Origin of the sequence: Sphingobacterium sp. T2 (assembly GCF_000814685.1) — a bacterium.
GTDB classification, from domain to species: Bacteria; Bacteroidota; Bacteroidia; order Sphingobacteriales; family Sphingobacteriaceae; genus Sphingobacterium; species Sphingobacterium thermophilum.
This window is the reverse complement of record NZ_JXAC01000029.1, coordinates 1-17,162: the sequence shown is the minus strand read 5'-3', so window position 1 is coordinate 17,162 and position 17,162 is coordinate 1. Positions and strand designations below refer to the sequence as shown.

The 17,162-nt window shown below is 40.4% G+C and carries 19 protein-coding genes and 2 pseudogenes; 10 read left to right on the top strand and 11 right to left on the bottom strand.

Annotated features, from left to right (window positions below):
• Window positions 1–43: 43 nt before the first annotated feature.
• The 4 genes from SD31_RS02590 (at window position 44) to lpdA (SD31_RS02575) (ending at window position 4,294) form a co-directional block, all read left to right on the top strand.
• Entirely contained in the window at window positions 44–556 is a 513-nt protein-coding gene (locus tag SD31_RS02590) for a chemotaxis protein CheB (protein ID WP_231561090.1), read from the top strand.
• A 9-nt stretch (window positions 557–565) separates the two neighbouring features.
• Complete coding sequence (locus SD31_RS02585) at window positions 566–2,170, top strand: response regulator (RefSeq protein ID WP_039052990.1); 1,605 nt, start codon at window positions 566–568, stop codon at window positions 2,168–2,170.
• Window positions 2,171–2,237: 67 nt separating this feature from the next.
• A complete protein-coding gene (locus SD31_RS02580; protein ID WP_039052989.1) occupies window positions 2,238–2,771 on the top strand; it encodes a plastocyanin/azurin family copper-binding protein in 534 nt (177 codons plus the stop codon).
• Window positions 2,772–2,887: 116 nt separating this feature from the next.
• A complete protein-coding gene (gene lpdA, locus SD31_RS02575; RefSeq protein ID WP_039052988.1) occupies window positions 2,888–4,294 on the top strand; it encodes a dihydrolipoyl dehydrogenase in 1,407 nt (468 codons plus the stop codon).
• Window positions 4,295–4,358: 64 nt separating this feature from the next.
• Here lpdA (SD31_RS02575) and SD31_RS02570 read toward each other — a convergent pair whose 3' ends face one another.
• On the bottom strand, window positions 4,359–4,586 hold the full coding sequence (locus SD31_RS02570) for a hypothetical protein (RefSeq protein WP_039052987.1): 228 nt from the start codon (window positions 4,584–4,586) through the stop codon (window positions 4,359–4,361).
• 66 nt (window positions 4,587–4,652) lie between these two features.
• Here SD31_RS02570 and SD31_RS02565 point away from each other — a divergent pair, with 66 nt between their 5' ends.
• Window positions 4,653–5,060 carry an acyl-CoA thioesterase gene (locus SD31_RS02565; protein ID WP_039052986.1) on the top strand — a complete coding sequence of 136 codons (408 nt, stop codon included), beginning with the start codon at window positions 4,653–4,655 and terminating at the stop codon, window positions 5,058–5,060.
• Between the two features lie 50 nt (window positions 5,061–5,110).
• Here the strand turns inward: SD31_RS02565 and SD31_RS02560 are convergent, their stop codons facing one another.
• Window positions 5,111–5,404 carry a DUF3817 domain-containing protein gene (locus SD31_RS02560; RefSeq protein WP_039052985.1) on the bottom strand — a complete coding sequence of 98 codons (294 nt, stop codon included), beginning with the start codon at window positions 5,402–5,404 and terminating at the stop codon, window positions 5,111–5,113.
• Window positions 5,405–5,615: 211 nt separating this feature from the next.
• Here SD31_RS02560 and lpdA (SD31_RS02555) point away from each other — a divergent pair, with 211 nt between their 5' ends.
• The gene (gene lpdA / locus SD31_RS02555) at window positions 5,616–7,004 is read left to right on the top strand and encodes a dihydrolipoyl dehydrogenase (RefSeq protein ID WP_039052984.1); all 1,389 of its coding nucleotides are present in this window, start codon (window positions 5,616–5,618) and stop codon (window positions 7,002–7,004) included.
• 88 nt (window positions 7,005–7,092) lie between these two features.
• Here the strand turns inward: lpdA (SD31_RS02555) and SD31_RS19785 are convergent, their stop codons facing one another.
• The 8 genes and pseudogenes from SD31_RS19785 to SD31_RS02530 form a co-directional block, all read right to left on the bottom strand.
• Window positions 7,093–7,542 carry a substrate-binding domain-containing protein gene (locus tag SD31_RS19785; RefSeq protein ID WP_262506507.1) on the bottom strand — a complete coding sequence of 150 codons (450 nt, stop codon included), beginning with the start codon at window positions 7,540–7,542 and terminating at the stop codon, window positions 7,093–7,095.
• Window positions 7,542–7,901, bottom strand: a complete 360-nt coding sequence (locus SD31_RS19780) for a substrate-binding domain-containing protein (RefSeq protein ID WP_052258579.1) — start codon at window positions 7,899–7,901, stop codon at window positions 7,542–7,544. The genes SD31_RS19785 and SD31_RS19780 overlap by 1 nt, the downstream gene beginning before the upstream one ends.
• A complete protein-coding gene (locus SD31_RS18135; protein ID WP_052258578.1) occupies window positions 7,888–8,103 on the bottom strand; it encodes a LacI family DNA-binding transcriptional regulator in 216 nt (71 codons plus the stop codon). Before SD31_RS18135 ends, SD31_RS19780 begins: the two co-directional genes overlap by 14 nt.
• A gap of 35 nt (window positions 8,104–8,138) precedes the next feature.
• Window positions 8,139–9,791, bottom strand: coding sequence for a S41 family peptidase (locus SD31_RS14770; RefSeq protein ID WP_156138157.1), 1,653 nt, complete (start codon window positions 9,789–9,791; stop codon window positions 8,139–8,141).
• Between the two features lie 25 nt (window positions 9,792–9,816).
• Window positions 9,817–10,374 (bottom strand): hypothetical protein, encoded by a 558-nt coding sequence (locus tag SD31_RS02540; protein WP_039052983.1) that lies wholly within the window; start codon window positions 10,372–10,374, stop codon window positions 9,817–9,819.
• On the bottom strand, window positions 10,371–10,526 hold the full coding sequence (locus tag SD31_RS16375; RefSeq protein ID WP_156138156.1) for a hypothetical protein: 156 nt from the start codon (window positions 10,524–10,526) through the stop codon (window positions 10,371–10,373). Before SD31_RS16375 ends, SD31_RS02540 begins: the two co-directional genes overlap by 4 nt.
• 59 nt (window positions 10,527–10,585) lie before the next feature.
• Window positions 10,586–10,843, bottom strand: a complete 258-nt coding sequence (locus SD31_RS14765) for a hypothetical protein (protein WP_052258576.1) — start codon at window positions 10,841–10,843, stop codon at window positions 10,586–10,588.
• Window positions 10,844–10,859: 16 nt separating this feature from the next.
• Window positions 10,860–11,509: pseudogene (locus tag SD31_RS02530) on the bottom strand (ABC transporter ATP-binding protein).
• 134 nt (window positions 11,510–11,643) lie between these two features.
• Here SD31_RS02530 and sucC point away from each other — a divergent pair.
• Window positions 11,644–12,840, top strand: coding sequence for an ADP-forming succinate--CoA ligase subunit beta (sucC, locus tag SD31_RS02525; protein WP_039052982.1), 1,197 nt, complete (start codon window positions 11,644–11,646; stop codon window positions 12,838–12,840).
• Window positions 12,841–12,932: 92 nt separating this feature from the next.
• Here sucC and tsaD read toward each other — a convergent pair.
• Window positions 12,933–13,941 (bottom strand): annotated as a pseudogene (tsaD, locus tag SD31_RS02520) (tRNA (adenosine(37)-N6)-threonylcarbamoyltransferase complex transferase subunit TsaD).
• On the opposite strand from tsaD, the gene SD31_RS14760 reads away from it, so the two are divergent.
• Genes SD31_RS14760 through SD31_RS14755 form a run of 3 tightly spaced genes read left to right on the top strand, consistent with a single transcriptional unit; the run spans window position 13,922 to window position 17,034 of the window.
• The gene (locus SD31_RS14760; protein ID WP_052258575.1) at window positions 13,922–15,307 is read left to right on the top strand and encodes an AsmA family protein; all 1,386 of its coding nucleotides are present in this window, start codon (window positions 13,922–13,924) and stop codon (window positions 15,305–15,307) included. The pseudogene tsaD and the gene SD31_RS14760 sit on opposite strands and share 20 nt — an antisense overlap.
• The gene (locus tag SD31_RS16945) at window positions 15,276–15,722 is read left to right on the top strand and encodes a hypothetical protein (RefSeq protein ID WP_197053494.1); all 447 of its coding nucleotides are present in this window, start codon (window positions 15,276–15,278) and stop codon (window positions 15,720–15,722) included. Before SD31_RS14760 ends, SD31_RS16945 begins: the two co-directional genes overlap by 32 nt.
• The gene (locus SD31_RS14755; protein ID WP_052258574.1) at window positions 15,628–17,034 is read left to right on the top strand and encodes a hypothetical protein; all 1,407 of its coding nucleotides are present in this window, start codon (window positions 15,628–15,630) and stop codon (window positions 17,032–17,034) included. Before SD31_RS16945 ends, SD31_RS14755 begins: the two co-directional genes overlap by 95 nt.
• Window positions 17,035–17,162 lie beyond the last annotated feature (128 nt).

The window sequence follows — 17,162 nt, the reverse complement described above, 5'->3', positions numbered from 1 at the left end:
CGTCGTAATCAAAGGGTAAGAACCTGCAGATCCTCCAACCAGTATGATTACGACGTTCCTTGGGCAGTTGCCCTCATATTTTGAGCAGGCCATCTGTATCGTGCTCCATCGCAATAAAAAATTTGAAACGCAGATAGAGAGCAGTTTAGCGAAAAAGTTACAAAGAAATATTACTTCTGTCTACAATAATATGAAAATCCAGAAGAACTATGTTTACTTTGCTCCGGCAGGATATCATCTGCTGGTGGAGCCTGATTACAGTTTTTCACTGGACTGCTCCGAGTATATCAATTATTCAAGACCTTCCATCGACGTTTTGTTTGAGACAGCAGCACAGATTTACAAAAAAAGCTGTACGGCATTCCTGCTGTCGGGAGCAAACGCCGATGGAGCTCAGGGTCTAGCGCTAGTAGAAGCTTTCGGAGGACGGGCCATTGTACAGAATCCCGAATGTGCAATTATAGATACCATGCCTAGAGCCGGTATAAAAGCAACCACAGGTGCTCTTGTGTGGAACGACGAACAGATTATCAGCTTTTTCAAAGATTTAAAATAATAGTTTGCGATGAAGAACATCAACCTTTTGATTCTTGATGATAGAATAGAAAATGTCATTAGTCTGGAAGCCCTGCTGAAAGATATACCCGACATCAATATCATCAGCACCACAGACCCCAATGAGGCGCTTAAACTTTGTTGGAAAAACGACATTTCCATAGCGCTTGTTGATGTTCAGATGCCGGAAATAAACGGCTTTGAATTCGTCTCCTTGCTGAAATCTAACCCTAAGACAAGCCATATCGCAGCTATCATGGTGACTGCCATATCCAAAGAGGATAAATACTTGATTAAAGGTCTCGAAAGTGGTGCAATAGATTACTTATATAAACCCTTGAATCCAGCCATTACCATTGCCAAGGTTACAACTTTCGTAAAGCATGTACGTATTCAGGAAGAGGTTATTCAGAAAAATGCAGAGCTCGAACAGTCACGTATTGCACTGATTCAAGCCAACAAGGAGGCCGAACATGCACGCAAGTCCAAGGAAATATTCCTTGCCAACATGAGTCATGAGATACGTACACCCCTTAACGGCATCTTAGGAATTGTTCATATGCTCAACAGCTCTAACCTTTCGGAAGAGCAACGTGATTGGGTCAACCGTCTGAGCAGTGCCTCAAACTCCCTACTGATGATCATCAATGACATCCTCGACATCTCCAAAATAGACTCTGGAATGATGAAAATAGAGTTTGAAGACTTCAACCTCAGAGATCTTATACATGAGACGATAAACATATTCAACATCAAGGCACAGAACAAGAATATTAACCTTCAAATTGATATCGACAATCGGATTCCGGCTTTGATGTTTTTTGACCCTCTGCGGCTCAAGCAGATTATCAGCAACTTTATATCCAATAGTCTAAAATTTACCGAGGAGGGAAGTATAGTCCTCTCCGTAGACCTATTGGAAAAGAAAGGGGATAACTACACCATACGTTTTGCGGTAAAAGATACCGGTATTGGCATTAAACCAGAAGTTGTAGATAAAATTTTCGATGCCTTCGAACAGGGAGATGATAAGATTACGAAAAAATTCGGCGGAACAGGTCTCGGACTTACCATTGTCAAGAAGCTCGCTGAACTCTTAAATGGATCGGTGACAGTAGATAGCGTCTATGGTGAAGGCTCTACCTTCTCCTTCATAGCAGACATCAAGGAAGCCAAAAACCAGTCTATCAAACAAAAAGAAAAGATAGAAAGCTATGCCAACTTTGAAAAATTATCGGACTTCAAGGTATTGGTAGCTGAAGATAATGACCTAAACAGCTTCATGCTCTCTCATATGCTCAAAACGTGGAACTGTGAGGTCACCATTGTCAAAAATGGACGCCAAGCTCTCAATGCTTTGGAATGCCAAGATTTTGATCTCATACTCATGGACACCCATATGCCCGTGATGAGCGGGTTCGAAGCTATTATGGAAATCCGTAATCATCCGGACTCTCAAAAAAGGCGAATCCCTATTTTCACGGTTTCCGCATCCGTCATGGAACACGAGCAAAAGGCTGCCATCGATGTGGGCGCCGACGAAGTAATCGCAAAACCATTCGATCCTGCAGACTTGTATAATAAGATTGTCAATATTTACAAAAATAGACAGTAAATTCCGATTTAATTGTTTCGTTATCAAGAATGTTCTTAACTTTAAAAAGTCAATATTATAAACAGATATGAAAAAATATTTTTTAATTCCATCGATTGCTTTAACATTGGCTTTCGCTTCTTGCGGTGGCAATAATAACAACAATAATGCAAACAATGCGGATGCTACCTCAGAAGAAGTGTCTAACGCCTCTACGGAAACCGTGGAAGGTATTGAGAATGTTCAAATTTCTAATACTTGGACTGTAGAGGGTAATGACCAAATGAAATTCAACATAGAATTGATTCGTGTAAAAGCTGGCGAACCTGTTGAAATTACGTTCAAAAACGTAGGCACCATGCCAAAAGAATCAATGGGTCACAACCTTGTCATCCTTAAGCCAGGCGTAGACCTAGCAACATTCGGTGGAGAAGCATCATCGGCGGCAGACAACGAATATATCCCTAAGTCATCATTAACATCTATCGTTGCTCATACCAAATTGTTAGGACCTGGTGAAGAAGACAAAATCACCGTAACATTGGAAAAAGGAGTGTACGATTATATCTGTAGTTTCCCTGGCCATTTCGGCGTCATGAAAGGAAAAATCGTTGCAGAATAAATAGCAATATTAAGATATGTATAAGGCACATCAAAGTGCCTTTTTTTATGCAAACATAATTTGGCAATAGTAATTGATAAACATTAACTTTGCAATAAAATTTTAAATCAGCAATTATGCAATACGATGTCATAGTTATAGGTAGTGGTCCAGGGGGTTATGTGTCTGCTATCCGTTGTGCTCAATTAGGCTTAAAAACAGCAGTAATAGAAAAATATAGCACCTTTGGAGGTACATGTCTTAACGTAGGATGTATCCCTTCAAAAGCTTTATTGGATACTTCAGAACATTATCACAATGCGGCTCACGCCTTTGCAGACCACGGTATATCTGTAAAAGATCTCAAAATAGATTTGAAAAAGATGATCGATCGTAAAAACGATGTGATCGCTCAAAATACAGCCGGTATTTCTTTTCTTTTCAAGAAAAATAAAATCGATTCGTACGAAGGTGTTGGTTCTTTCATAAACAAAAACACCATCAAGATTACGAAAAAAGACGGTTCTACAGAAGAAATCACAGGAAAGAATATAATTATCGCTACAGGTTCCAAACCTACCGCGCTTCCTTTCTTACCTATAGACAAAAAACGTATCATCACTTCTACCGAAGCATTGAACCTTACAGAAGTGCCAAAACACCTAATTATTATCGGTGGTGGTGTCATCGGTTTGGAATTAGGATCGGTTTATGCGCGTCTAGGGGCTAAAGTGTCTGTAATTGAATACGCAAAATCTATCATCAGCACCATGGATGGCAGCCTTGGAAAAGAACTGCAGCGTGTATTGAAAAAATCATTGGGCATGGAGTTCTTCTTAGGCCACAAAGTTACAGGTGCTACTAACAATGGTAAAACAGTGACAGTGACAGCAGAGGATGCTAAAGGTCAACCTGCAACTTTTGAAGGTGACTACTGTATCGTGGCTGTAGGACGTGTAGCCTATACCAAAGATTTAGGATTAGAAAATATAGGCATCACACCGGAAGAAAGAGGAAACAAAATCCCTGTCAACGAACATATGGAAACGGCTGTGGAAGGCGTTTATGCTATCGGTGACGTGGTAAGAGGCGCTATGCTTGCCCACAAAGCCGAAGAAGAAGGAGTGTATGTAGCAGAAAGAATTGCAGGGCAAAAACCACATATCAACTACAACCTGATTCCGGGAGTGGTCTATACTTGGCCGGAAGTAGCTTCTGTAGGTAAAACCGAAGAGCAGCTTAAAGAAGCCGGTGTAAAATATAAAACTGGAACCTTCTCTTTCAAGGCATCAGGACGTGCTAAAGCATCTGGAGATACGGACGGTTTCGTAAAAATCCTTGCTGATGCAGAAACAGATGAAGTGCTGGGCGTCCATATGATAGGGCCGCGTGCAGCAGATATGATTGCCGAAGCAGTAGTAGCCATGGAATACCGTGCTTCTGCTGAAGATATTGCAAGAATCTGTCATGCCCACCCTACTTATACGGAAGCTATAAAAGAAGCGGCACTCGCTGCTACGGCAAACAGAGCTATTCACGCTTAAAATATAAAAGAGGCAAAGTAAAAACTTTGCCTCTTTGCTTATATATCCATTCAACAAAAACAATTCAACGGTCTTGTGAGCAATGTATAATGACAATTACTGTTGAAGAAGTTGATGATAATCCAAAAAATTGTTCTATTTTTTCTGTTTTAAACCATTGGATGTGTCCATCAATATTTTTGGATTTAACCCATTCAATAGTTTTATTTGTATCATGTACAAATTCTAAGAATAGTCTTTTTTCTTCGCCGTCATAAAAAGTCATGCTGAAATCGCTTTTATTACCTTTCATTATAACAGCGGCATCTGATAAAGTCTACTATTTTATTCACTTTTTGTTTTTTAAATCCTTAAGCCTATGAACTTTCATACTCGAAAATGGGTAAAACCCGAAGACCTCAACCCTAACGGAACATTATTTGGAGGTCGACTGTTAAGCTGGATCGATGAGGAAGCCGTAATCTATGCCATCGTACAGCTGGGCAACCCTCATGTGGTGACCAAATTTATCTCTGAGATCAACTTTGTAAGCTCTGCCAAACAGGGAGACATTATCGAGCTAGGGATAACAGCCACCCATTTTGGACGCACCTCCATCACCCTAACCTGCGAAGTACGTAACAAGATTACACGAAAAACCATACTTTCCATAGATAAGATGGTATTCGTAAACCTCAACGAAAATGGTGTTCCTACCCCTCATGGCAAAAAAGAAATTACCTACGCTTACATGAGTATTAACGACTTACCAAAAGATAAAAGCTAAAGTGTCATGCTTTAGCTTTTATCTTTATAATTTGAAATATAGACTTCTACTTATTTGCGGAGGTGTAATATATCTTTCTTAAGATCTTTTTCTACCCAAAAAGATACTATAGGAATAAGAGAGAGGAAGAAGTATTTAAATACGCGCGAAATTTTCCATTGGTAAGTCTTCCAACACATAAGAAGCATAATAACGAATACTACAACCAGAAAACCATGAATGGAACCGGCAACACGCACTGCCAACGGAAGATCGGCAAAATACTTTAATGGCATGGCAACAAAAAATAAAATTAAGGTCGAAATCGCTTCCCACAGCGCTATTTGTCTGAATATACGTAACATAAGATAATGTGTTTAGCGCTAAAATATACAATTAATTGAAAGGACATCCACCCATCGTATTTATTGACCGATTGCTGACATAATTTACATTCTCATGCCATAATTTTATCTTCATAAGTCAAATATCCTGCGGAGAGACTATTCATAAAGCCAAAAAAAAAATGTATTTTTGGCATACAAATTGAAAGAGAAACTATAATTCAAAAACTATATGAACTACGACATCATTGTGATTGGAGCTGGACCGGGTGGTTATGTTGCTGCTATCCGAGCATCTCAATTAGGTTTTAAAACTGCCGTTGTAGAGCGTGAAGCTTTAGGTGGTATATGTTTAAACTGGGGATGTATTCCTACAAAAGCTTTATTGAAAAGTGCTCAAGTGTTCGAGTACTTGAAACATGCTGATGAATACGGCATTAAAGTTCAAGGCGGTGAAGCTGACTTTGGTGCAATTATTAAAAGAAGTCGTGGGGTTGCTGAAGGCATGAGCAAAGGTATCCAGTTCTTGATGAAAAAGAACAAGGTAGACGTGATTATGGGTACCGCAAAAATCAAAAAAGGTGGTAAAGTAGAAGTTAAAGCTGCTGACGGCAGCGTCAAAGAATATACAGCCAAACATACAATCTTAGCTACAGGTGCTCGTTCAAGAGAATTACCTAACCTGCCACAAGACGGCAAAAAAATTATCGGCTATCGTCAAGCAATGAACCTTCCACAACAGCCTAAATCTATGGTAGTCGTAGGTTCCGGCGCTATCGGAGTGGAATTTGCATACTTCTACAACGCGATAGGTACAAAAGTTACCATCGTAGAATTTATGGACCGCATCGTCCCTGTAGAAGATGAGGAAATCTCTAAACACCTTGAAAAGTCGCTTAAAAAACAAGGTGTCAACATCCTTACTAAGTCTGAGGTGCAGTCCGTTGATACTAGCGGTGACCTCTGCAAAGTAAACATCAAAACAGCAAAAGGTATTGAAGTTATCGAAGCAGAAGTAGTATTGTCCGCTGTAGGTATCACACCAAATATCGAAAACCTAGGTCTTGAAGAAGTAGGTGTAAAAGTAGAAAAAGGTCGTGTAGTAGTAGACGATTTCTACAAAACAAATGTAGAAGGCGTTTACGCTATCGGAGACATCGTGAAAGGTCAGGCTCTAGCACATGTAGCCTCAGCAGAAGCTATAACCTGTGTAGAAAAAATCAAAGGCCTTCACGTAGAACCTATCAACTACAACAATATTCCTGGATGTACATACTGCTCTCCAGAAATTGCTTCCGTAGGATATACTGAAAAAGCCGCACGCGAAGCCGGCTATGAAATCAAAGTAGGTAAATTCCCATTCTCTGCATCGGGTAAAGCTTCGGCTGCCGGCGCCAAAGACGGCTTCGTGAAAGTTATCTTCGACGCCAAATATGGTGAGTTCTTAGGTGCCCACATGATAGGTGCTAACGTAACAGAAATGATTGCTGAAGTGGTAGTTGCCCGCAAATTGGAAACTACTGGACATGAAATCATCAAGTCTGTTCACCCTCATCCTACCATGAGTGAAGCTATCATGGAAGCTGCAGCTGACGCCTATGGTGAAGTAATCCACTTATAAGAATAACACTAATTAATCATAAAAAAAAACAGCTGCATTAATTGAGCAGCTGTTTTTTTATGCAGTATAATTTAGCTTTCCTTTCCATTTATTGATACACCAGCTTAGAAGAAAGCTTAGCATTTTCTACAGGCAACTCCTCCTTACCTTCATTATTGATGAGTCGGAACAACATTCGCGAAGCAATGGAAGCCTGTTCAGCAGGATATTGTTCGATACTTGCCAGAGGAGGATTATCCATATATTTCCACAACGGATAGTTGGCAAAGCTAATCACATGGATATCATAACCTATAAGAACATTGTTTTCTTTAGCATATTTTATCAAGTCCAGCGTGACGAAATCGTTGAACGATAAAACGGCAGAAGGTTTTTCCTTTAAATTACGCAGACGTTGAAACGCTTCAAAATTGCCTTTTTCCGTCAAGTCTGTATGGGAAACATAATCTTCATGAAAAGGCAATCCACATCTCTCCAAGGCCTGCTTAAAGCTATGTGTCCGCTCGACAGAGGCATGGAGCGTCTCCGGTCCGTTTATCAGGCTACATGCTGATGCCCTCTTTGCTTGAACGCCTCGATAGCTTCATAAATACCCGTAGAAAGGTCACAGGAAACCTTGGGAACATTCAGCTGCTCAGGGACACAGTCGAAAAAAACTATAGGGATATTATACTTATTTAATGCTTCGATGAAACTAAGATCTGTCGTATTCTTTCCCAAAGACATGATGATACCATCCACACGATGATTACGGAAAGTATTTACAATATTTTTTTCACGTTCTATACTATCCAAAGATTGACCTAAGAGTACTGTATAATTATGCTTTGCTGCCTCATCTTCAATGGCCGAAATGGCTTCTGCAAAGAAAGGTTCTGAAAGTTTAGGTAATATCACCCCGATAATAAAAGTTCGGCGTTGTTTGAAGAAAATAAGCAGTCTGATTAGGTTCATACCCCAACTCAGCAGCCATTTTTTTCACGCGCTCAGTAGTCACCAAACCAATGCTAGGATGGTCGTTCAGCGCCCGAGATACCGTGGAAGGGGATATTCGCAGCTTACGGGCTATTTCTTTAATTGTAACGGGTTTATTGGCCATAGTCTTTCCTCATTTCTAAAACTAAGTACTACAATCTATTGATTTTGAAGTGAACGCAAAGGCTTCTCTGTTTCTTTTATCATCATTGGGAAATATCTATTTCCAAATACTGGGGTATAATCCTTAGGATTAAACGCTTCTCTTCCCTCCTTTATTGATCGCGAGACGGTCGAAGGAAAATTGCCTGTTTGCATGTGTGCTATGGCAGCAGCAAACAAGGACTCCCGAGGATCAGCAAAATCATAAAAATACTGATACGGCCACACATGATGCTGTGGAACAAGACCATGGAAATAGTCGCCAAAGCCATCCTTATTGAACATCTGAAACGAGGCTACATACAGCTGGTTTGAAGAGCTAAGGATAGGAACACCGAAAAAACCTACCGGCTTGCCATATGTATTTTGCGCAACAGCTTTTCCATTTTCCATGGCGTAGGTACCTATCATGTAGACCTTCATATACGGCACCAATACATTGATCAACAATTCGCTGGCAGAAGCGGTCTCTTCAGAAACAAGAAAATATACACGAGATAAATTTAAAGCCCCTCGCTTATTAAAATATACTGGTGCGAAGTCTTCACCAGGTTCATCTTTTCCTTCACTCTTGAGATAGCGGTTGATCTTATAAGTATTCATTAACTGACCTGATGCCTGCTGGGGCACCATAAAATTAGCAATCTCTTCCTGCATATCAATATATCCACCTCCATTGTATCTTAGATCTACTACCAGCTCATCTATATTTTGAGAACTAAAATTGTTAAAAACTTCATGGATACGGGTTAAAAAGGTCTTCTGTACTTCTCCGTCCAATACCCATGCATTCTTTCTTAAAAAAGAAGAAAAACCGAGATATCCAATCTTGATACCATCAACGGTGACAACAGTATCTTTATACACCACATCTGTAATGCTATTGGAATACTGAAGCTGAGCAACCCTTACCTCCCCTTCCTTGCTTCTATATTCTACCTTTAGAGAATTGGAATGCAGATAACTTTCGAGCTGGTAAAATTGATTATCACTTTGATAGTTATAATCTATATTAGCGTCGTCATTCAGTTTGAGAATTCGGGCACCTCTTCTTATACCTGCTCGATATGCTGGTGAATGCTTTTCCACATAGGCTACATACAAATACTTGTTGGAGTTATCCTCATTTTGCAGATATAAGAGATTCATGCCCATAGACTCTCTGTAAGGTGAAGAACCTACGGCTCCACTGATAAATCCGCCACGATCAAAGTATGTATATCTGTCATAATCCCCTTTCTCTGCCGTGGTGGTCCTTTTCAGCTTCTTATAGAAACGGAAAGGATTCTCTCCGGGAAAGGAGGAAGTCATGGTGTAACCTTTGGTAGTACGTCGTGTTAACCCCATTAGATAATCCAATACATCCGAAGCTGTCTGAAAATAATTGGTAAAATTCTCCCGGATATAACCCGTTGTTTCCATCAGGTCAAAATCTTCAGCTTTCGGATAAATATTCTCTTCCCACAAAGAAAGGTATTTATAATAAAACCATACCTGTTCCTTTATTCTATTCTCCGACTCGTTCTCTGTATACGTCCTAGACTTATCAATAGCGTATAAATCTTGGACGATAATGTTTTCTTCTTTTCTGCAAGAAAAGAAAATTAAGCAAGCCAAAACGATAAGAATAGAATATTTTGAAGTATTCATCTGCGTCAAGAAAATTTAATTCGGATTAATGGACCACAAAAATATCTTCCTCATTTACAGTAAATTCCTCTGCAAGATAAGGAATAATATCAATTTGCTGATGAAGCAGCTCATCAACAAAATAGATTTTTATACTTTTACGATATTGCTCTAAGGCTCCCCATTCGAAAAATTTGAGTTTATTCAACTGTTCTACCGGATTTCCTTTCGTCAAGACACAAATCTGCTTTCCTTTTTCTAATAACGAAAGAAGCAGCTGTTTTGCTTCTTCATACAATTCAAGGCGCAGCGGCAAAATACCGTTGGCCTTCAGCCTTTCCAGATTCTCCTTATATTTCTCGTCAATACCGTAAACTTCCTTTGCGGCATCGAATACCATGTCTTCCCCATGATGCATATACACCTTTTTCATAAAATGAGCCAAGTCATTGGCTTTTACCGTCCCTTCGGTAAATTCATAGAAACTCCCAAACAGATAATAAATCTGCAGAATATAATCTTGATAGGGATAAAGGACATCGTCCAATTCAAAAGCGTACAGCTTTCTGTCTGTAGGAATATTTTTTAACTTCTCACCCATCATCTTGCAATGGCTAACAAAAACTCTTCTCCCGAGTCCGATATGATGCCAAGACCATTAGCTTCTATATCTACTTCTCTCTGTGCTAACAGGTCACGCTTGTCTACTAGCACGCTGAGCGGCAGCTCTTTGGGCGGGTTCGGAACAATTTCCATATCCTCTAGCTGAGCCTTCGAAGGACATAGGACGGTAATTCCGTACTCCTCAAAAAGTACTAAAGAATTCGACTAAGAGATTCTATTTCCAGCAGCAGCAAAGGCAGAATATAAGAACACCCCTTGTCCAATGCCAACTTCAGCATCTCATGAGCAAAAGTAGGATTTACCCCTTTCGGGATAGAGATAATCTTATGGCTCATAAATTCGGGGATATTCTCGGAAGCACTAAGGACTACTTCAAAAGAAGATTCTAACATTTTGGCTACACGCACCCCTAAACCATGTGTAGCACCGGTAATCAATATCTTTTCCAACGTAATGAGTTTTTAACTAGTAAATCAAACCATCCTTCATATGTACGGTTCGGTCCGAGATGTTGGCTAGGTCTTCGTTGTGCGTCACGATGACAAAAGTCTGTCCCATAGTATCCCGCAAATCGAAAAATAGCTTATGCAGCGCTGCCGCATTCTCGGAATCCAGATTTCCGGAAGGTTCGTCCGCCAATATGATTTTCGGGCTGTTTATCAAAGCTCGGGCCACAGACACACGCTGTTGTTCACCTCCAGAAAGTTGAGAAGGCTTATGCTGAGCACGTCCCGCCACGCCTAGCAGTTCCAGTAATTCCATAGCTCTATGCTGTGCGTCGCCAGCTTTCGTCCCCGCGATATATGCCGGAATACAGACATTCTCCAATGCCGTAAACTCCGGAAGCAGGTGATGGAATTGAAAAACAAAACCAATATTTTTATTCCTGAAAGCACTCAGCTCCCTCGCAGAAAGCTTATTGATCTGCACACCATCGATGGTCACCTCTCCACGATCCGCCTTGTCCAAGGTACCTATAATATGCAGCAAAGTACTTTTCCCCGCTCCTGATGCCCCTACAATGGAAACAATCTCGCTCTTCTCTACCGTCAGATCTACCCCCTTTAAAATGGAAGATCCCCGTACGACTTATAAATATTGGATGCCTGTAAAATCATTGCACTAATTTAAGAAAAAGAATCAGATTGTTATTTCTGCGCAAAATATTCCACTCTAAACACAAAAGTATCCAAATAAACTCTTGTCTCTTAAGAATAAAAGTCATATTTTTACGTCAAATTTTTTATCAATGAACATTCACGAATATCAAGGAAAAGAAATACTTAAAAGTTTTGGTGTTAGAGTCCAAGAAGGTATCGTTGCGGAAACTCCAGAACAAGCAGTAGAAGCTGCTAAAAAGATGAAGGAAGACTTCAACTCGGACTGGGTTGTGGTTAAAGCTCAAATTCATGCTGGTGGCCGTGGTAAAGGCGGTGGTGTAAAACTTGCTAAAAACCTTGACGAAGTACGTCAAAAGGCTTCGGAAATCATCGGTATGCAGTTGGTAACCCCACAGACGGGACCAGAAGGTAAAAAAGTAAATAAAGTATTAATCGCCCAAGACGTATACTATCCAGGAGAAAGTGAAACAAAAGAATTCTACATGTCGGTATTATTGGACCGTGCAAAAGGCCGTAATATCATCATGTACTCAACCGAGGGCGGTATGGATATCGAAGAGGTAGCAGCAAAAACACCTCACCTTATCTTCAAAGAAGAAATCGATCCTAAAGTAGGTTTACAAGGTTTCCAAGCACGCAAGATTGCCTTCAACTTAGGTTTGTCTGGCGCCGCACAAAAAGAAATGGTAAAATTCGTTACTGCTTTATATAAAGCATACGAATCTATCGACGCTTCTTTGTTTGAAATCAACCCTGTATTAAAAACTTCTGACGACAAAGTATTGGCTGTAGATGCTAAAGTAAACTTAGATGAGAACGCATTGTTCCGTCACCCTGACTTAGCAGCCTTACGCGACATCACAGAAGAAGATCCTACAGAAGTAGAAGCCGGAGAATCCAACCTTAACTACGTAAAACTTGACGGTAACGTAGGATGTATGGTAAATGGTGCCGGTCTTGCTATGGCAACAATGGACATCATCAAATTAGCCGGTGGTGAGCCAGCAAACTTCTTGGACGTAGGTGGTACTGCTAATGCTGAAACAGTAAAAGCTGGTTTCAACATTATCTTGAAAGACCCTAACGTAAAAGCTATCTTGATCAACATCTTCGGTGGTATCGTACGTTGTGACCGTGTAGCGCAAGGAGTGATCGACGCTTACAACGAAATTGGCAATATTCCTGTGCCTATCATCGTTCGTCTTCAAGGTACAAACGCTGAAGAAGCTAAAAAATTAATCGACGAATCAGGTCTTCAAGTTTACTCAGCAATCTTATTAAAAGAAGCTGCTGAATTGGTAACTAAAGTATTGGAAGGCAAGTAAAACATAGCAAAGCTATAAAAAGACAAAGGTTTCAATCCAAGATTGAAACCTTTGTCTTTTTATATTATACCATTTAAAAGTCCTATCCTATCCTATCCTACAACATTCAAACGTGCTAAGGGAGCGATATCTTGCTCTACAAATTCACCTTTGAGATATTTGTGGTAGCCGGCGATGGCTATCATAGCGGCATTATCGGTACAATATTCAAATTTAGGAATGTAAGACTTTCCATTTATACTTTTCTCCCATTTCGTACAGCGACTTACGCAGTCCGGAATTAGCAGATACCCCGCCTGCAATGGCTACATCTTTTACTCCTGTTATCTTAGCCGCCTTACGCAACTTATTCAGCAAGATAGAAACAATGCGATCTTGAACGGATGCACAGAGATCATAAAGATGGTCATCCAAAAAGGAAGGATTTTTCTTCAACTCTCCCTGCACTAGATATAAAATGGCTGTTTTAAGACCTGAGAAGGAAAAATTCAAATCCGGAATATTGGGTTCCGGAAGAGCAAAGGCTTTGGAATCACCTTGCTGCGCATATTTGTCGATGAGCGGCCCTCCAGGATAAGGAAGATTCAAGATTTTTGCCGTCTTGTCGAAGGCCTCTCCCGCCGCATCATCCAACGTCTGGCCGATAAGTTCCATATCGAAATAGTCTTTTACTAGGACAATTTGGGTATGCCCTCCCGACACCGTAAGACACAAAAAAGGAAAGTTCGGCTTCGGTTCATCGATAAAATGCGCCAATATGTGGGCCTGCATGTGATTGACTTCGATAAGAGGAATCTGTCGTGCCAAAGCAAAGGACTTAGCAAAAGATGTTCCCACCAATAGAGAGCCTAAAAGACCGGGGCCGCGTGTAAAAGCTACGGCATCTACATCATTTTTCGTAATTTTGGCTTGCTGTATAGCTTGATCTACCGTAGGAATGATATTCTGCTGGTGTGCTCGCGATGCAAGTTCAGGAACCACTCCACCATATTTGGCGTGAATAGCCTGAGTTGCAATAATATTTGAGCGTATCTCACCGTCAATACATATAGATGCAGAAGTTTCATCACAGGAAGACTCAATGCCAAGAATTACAGCCATTTCGAAAAATAATTATTTAAAGGACAAAAGTATCAAAAAATTACTAAAAATAGCGCTCTGGAGTCTTGTTAGTATCTTCGTACTAACAGTACTGTTGTTATTCTCCCTGCAGTTCGCCGCTGTGCAAAGCTACCTCACTCAACGCGTTGCGGATTTCCTTGGCAAAGAACTTCAAGCGAAAATAACTTTAGAAAAAGTATTTTTCAAACCTTTTTCTACATTAACTTTACATAATCTCGCTGTTGTTGAAACATCAGGGGATACAACTCTATCTGTCAAAGAGCTGCATGCTTCACTGAACTTACGTAATTTCTTCAACAATAAAATAACTATTGAGGAACTTAAGCTAGAAGAAGCTTTGCTGAACTACGAAGTGTATGCAGATAGCACGAACCTGACAAAATATATCCGTTTATTCAGTAAACCTAAAACAGCTAAGAAGAAACCTTCAAAAAAGCTGGAACTTAAAATCGATAAAATCCAATTTGCAAACAACAAGCTCCGACTCATAAACCACAAATACAAGTACCCACGTCGTGGTGTAAACTTTGCAAACCTATATATTACCGAACTATCCGGCACGGTAGACAAGATCAAGATAGACTCCGTGAAGACAGCGCGAATAAGCAAGTTGACACTGAAGGAAAGGTCCGGCTTTTCCCTTAAAGAACTATCTTCCGAGTTAGTATTGTCCGATCATAAAATGGAATTCTCTAAGCTTGTTCTTCGTACAAATCGATCGCAGCTTAGGGATTATCTAGCATTCGAATACAACGACATCAAGGATTTCGGTGAATTTATAGATAAAGTGCAGGTAACCCTGCTTCTAAAAAATTCTTCAGTAGATTCAAGAGATATCGCTTTTTTTGCTCCTGATGTAGAGCAGATCCGATTTTTTACGGAAATAAAGAGAGCACAGCTCAAAGGTACCGTAAAACATATCGTAGCCCGAGATGTGGACATGACCACCGCACAGCACACCCGCCTGTCGGGAAATTTCCGCATCATCGGGTTACCCAACATCAATAAAACCATTTTCGATTTTGATATAGCTCAGCTTAGCAGTACGGCACCGGATATAGAGCTTCTGGTGTCGCAACTGTCCAATGCCAAGACATTCAATCTTCCTTCCGCACTCCACCATTTAAAGAATATACACTATCAAGGACTGTTCAAAGGTCATTATAATGATTTCGATGTTAAGGGAAATCTGTCTACAGGCTTGGGCTCTTTGCAGACCGATGCTCACATCCGAATTGACAAGGAGTTGGCCTACGATGGTTCTATAAAATCAAATTCTTTCCTTTTGGGAGATTTTGTAGAGCAAAAATTTCTTGGGAAAACAAGGATTCAATCTGGAATTTGAAGGATGGGGACTATCACCAAATGTTCTTCAAGCTTCTTTCAAAGGTACTGTTCACTCTTTTCACTTGCAAAACTACAATTATCAACAAATCCGACTGGAGGGAACTGTTCAAAATAGAATCTTGAATGTCAACGGATCTGTTCAAGACCCAAACCTCGAAATGAATTATGATGCCGAATTGGATTGGAATGGAGAACAGCCGAACTACAAAATCCTATCCACCATTAGCTATGCCTCTCCCAATAAGCTGCAATGCCTAACCAAAGACTCTGTACATCATCCATCACGCTCAGCTCTCCACCGAGCTAAACGGCAACTCGTTGAATACCCTAAAAGGCAATACTACCGTACAAGATCTGCTCTTCACCACTACCAAGGGAGAATTTCTGATACAGCAAATAGATTTTGCAGCTAGTGGAGACCAAAACTATCGAAAAATAGACCTCACCTCGGATGTGTTGGACATACATCTCAAAGGAAATATAGACCTAAACACCGTAGTTCCTTATTTCCGCTCACTGGCTATGCGCTACGCACCGGCAATAAATATTGAGACAACACCATATAATCCGCAGAATTTCAACTTAGAGGTCAAAGTAAAATCCTTTAAACCTATATCAGCCTTGCTTGATCCAAACCTAAAACTGGATGACGGGGCTCAGCTCAATGCTCAATTTTCTTCCGAAGACTATACGGCTCAATTTGAGGCGTACAGTCCTTCCATCACTTACAAAGGCATAAAAATCAGCAACCTTACCATTAATGAAAATGCCGATCAAAGAGCCTTTTCCTTAAACATCAATGCCGACAGAATAAACTTCAGCGACAGCACCTATATCAACCATATCGCCATCTCCAATGTGTTGGCCAACGATAGTTTAGTCTTCAATATAGAGCTATCGGACAAGAAAGCTACCAACTACTTAAATCTCAACGGAGATATTTATTTTGCCTATCACCAGCCGGCAAACATCCATCTTCGTCCTTCAGAAATCATAATCAACAGAGAAAATTGGAATATCAACGATGACGCTAGGCTACGTGTCTCCAAAGGTAAAATCTATATAGAAAATTTGTTGGTCTCTCACGATAGACAGAAAATACGCTTTGATGGGATACTATCCAATGATGACGACAGGCTGCAGGTTAAATTCAACGATTTCAGTCTAGCCTCCTTAGGAGGTGTCACCAGACCTTTGGGAATAGACCTGCAAGGTGACATGAACGGAGAATTAAACATCACTTCCGTTTTCCGTAAGCCATTAGCTTCCGCCAACATTCACACTTCACCTATCCTTTATAATGACATTCCTGTAGGTAAATTGGACTTACGAGCAGACTTTGAGCCGGTGGCAGGATCTGTGTTGATAGACCTTCAATTGCTGGACGAGCAACGTCGTGGCATCCTTGTCAACGGAAATTATAATCTATATGATGAAAATGAACCGCTAAATCTTAAGGGAACACTGAAAGAGACTGACCTAACAATATTCCAGCCTTTCCTGAGCAATTTGGTATCTGACCTACGGGGTAAAGGCAATGCCAATGTCGATATTAAAGGAACTTTCAAAAACCCCAAAATAACCGGCATCGGTCGTTTCACAGGTGCCGAATTTACGGTAAACTACCTCAACACGCACTACTTTGTGGACAACCAAACAGCTTTGGTAGAAAACAACGCTAATCATCCTCCAAAACCTAGTATTGCGCGACATAAAAGGCAATAGAGCACAAGCCAACGGCCTTGTAAACCTCCAAAAACTGGACTAACCCCTATATAGATGTAGATCTTAGAGCCAGCAACTTTATGATCTAAKACACTTTAAGGATAACAATCTATATTTTGGAACTGCCT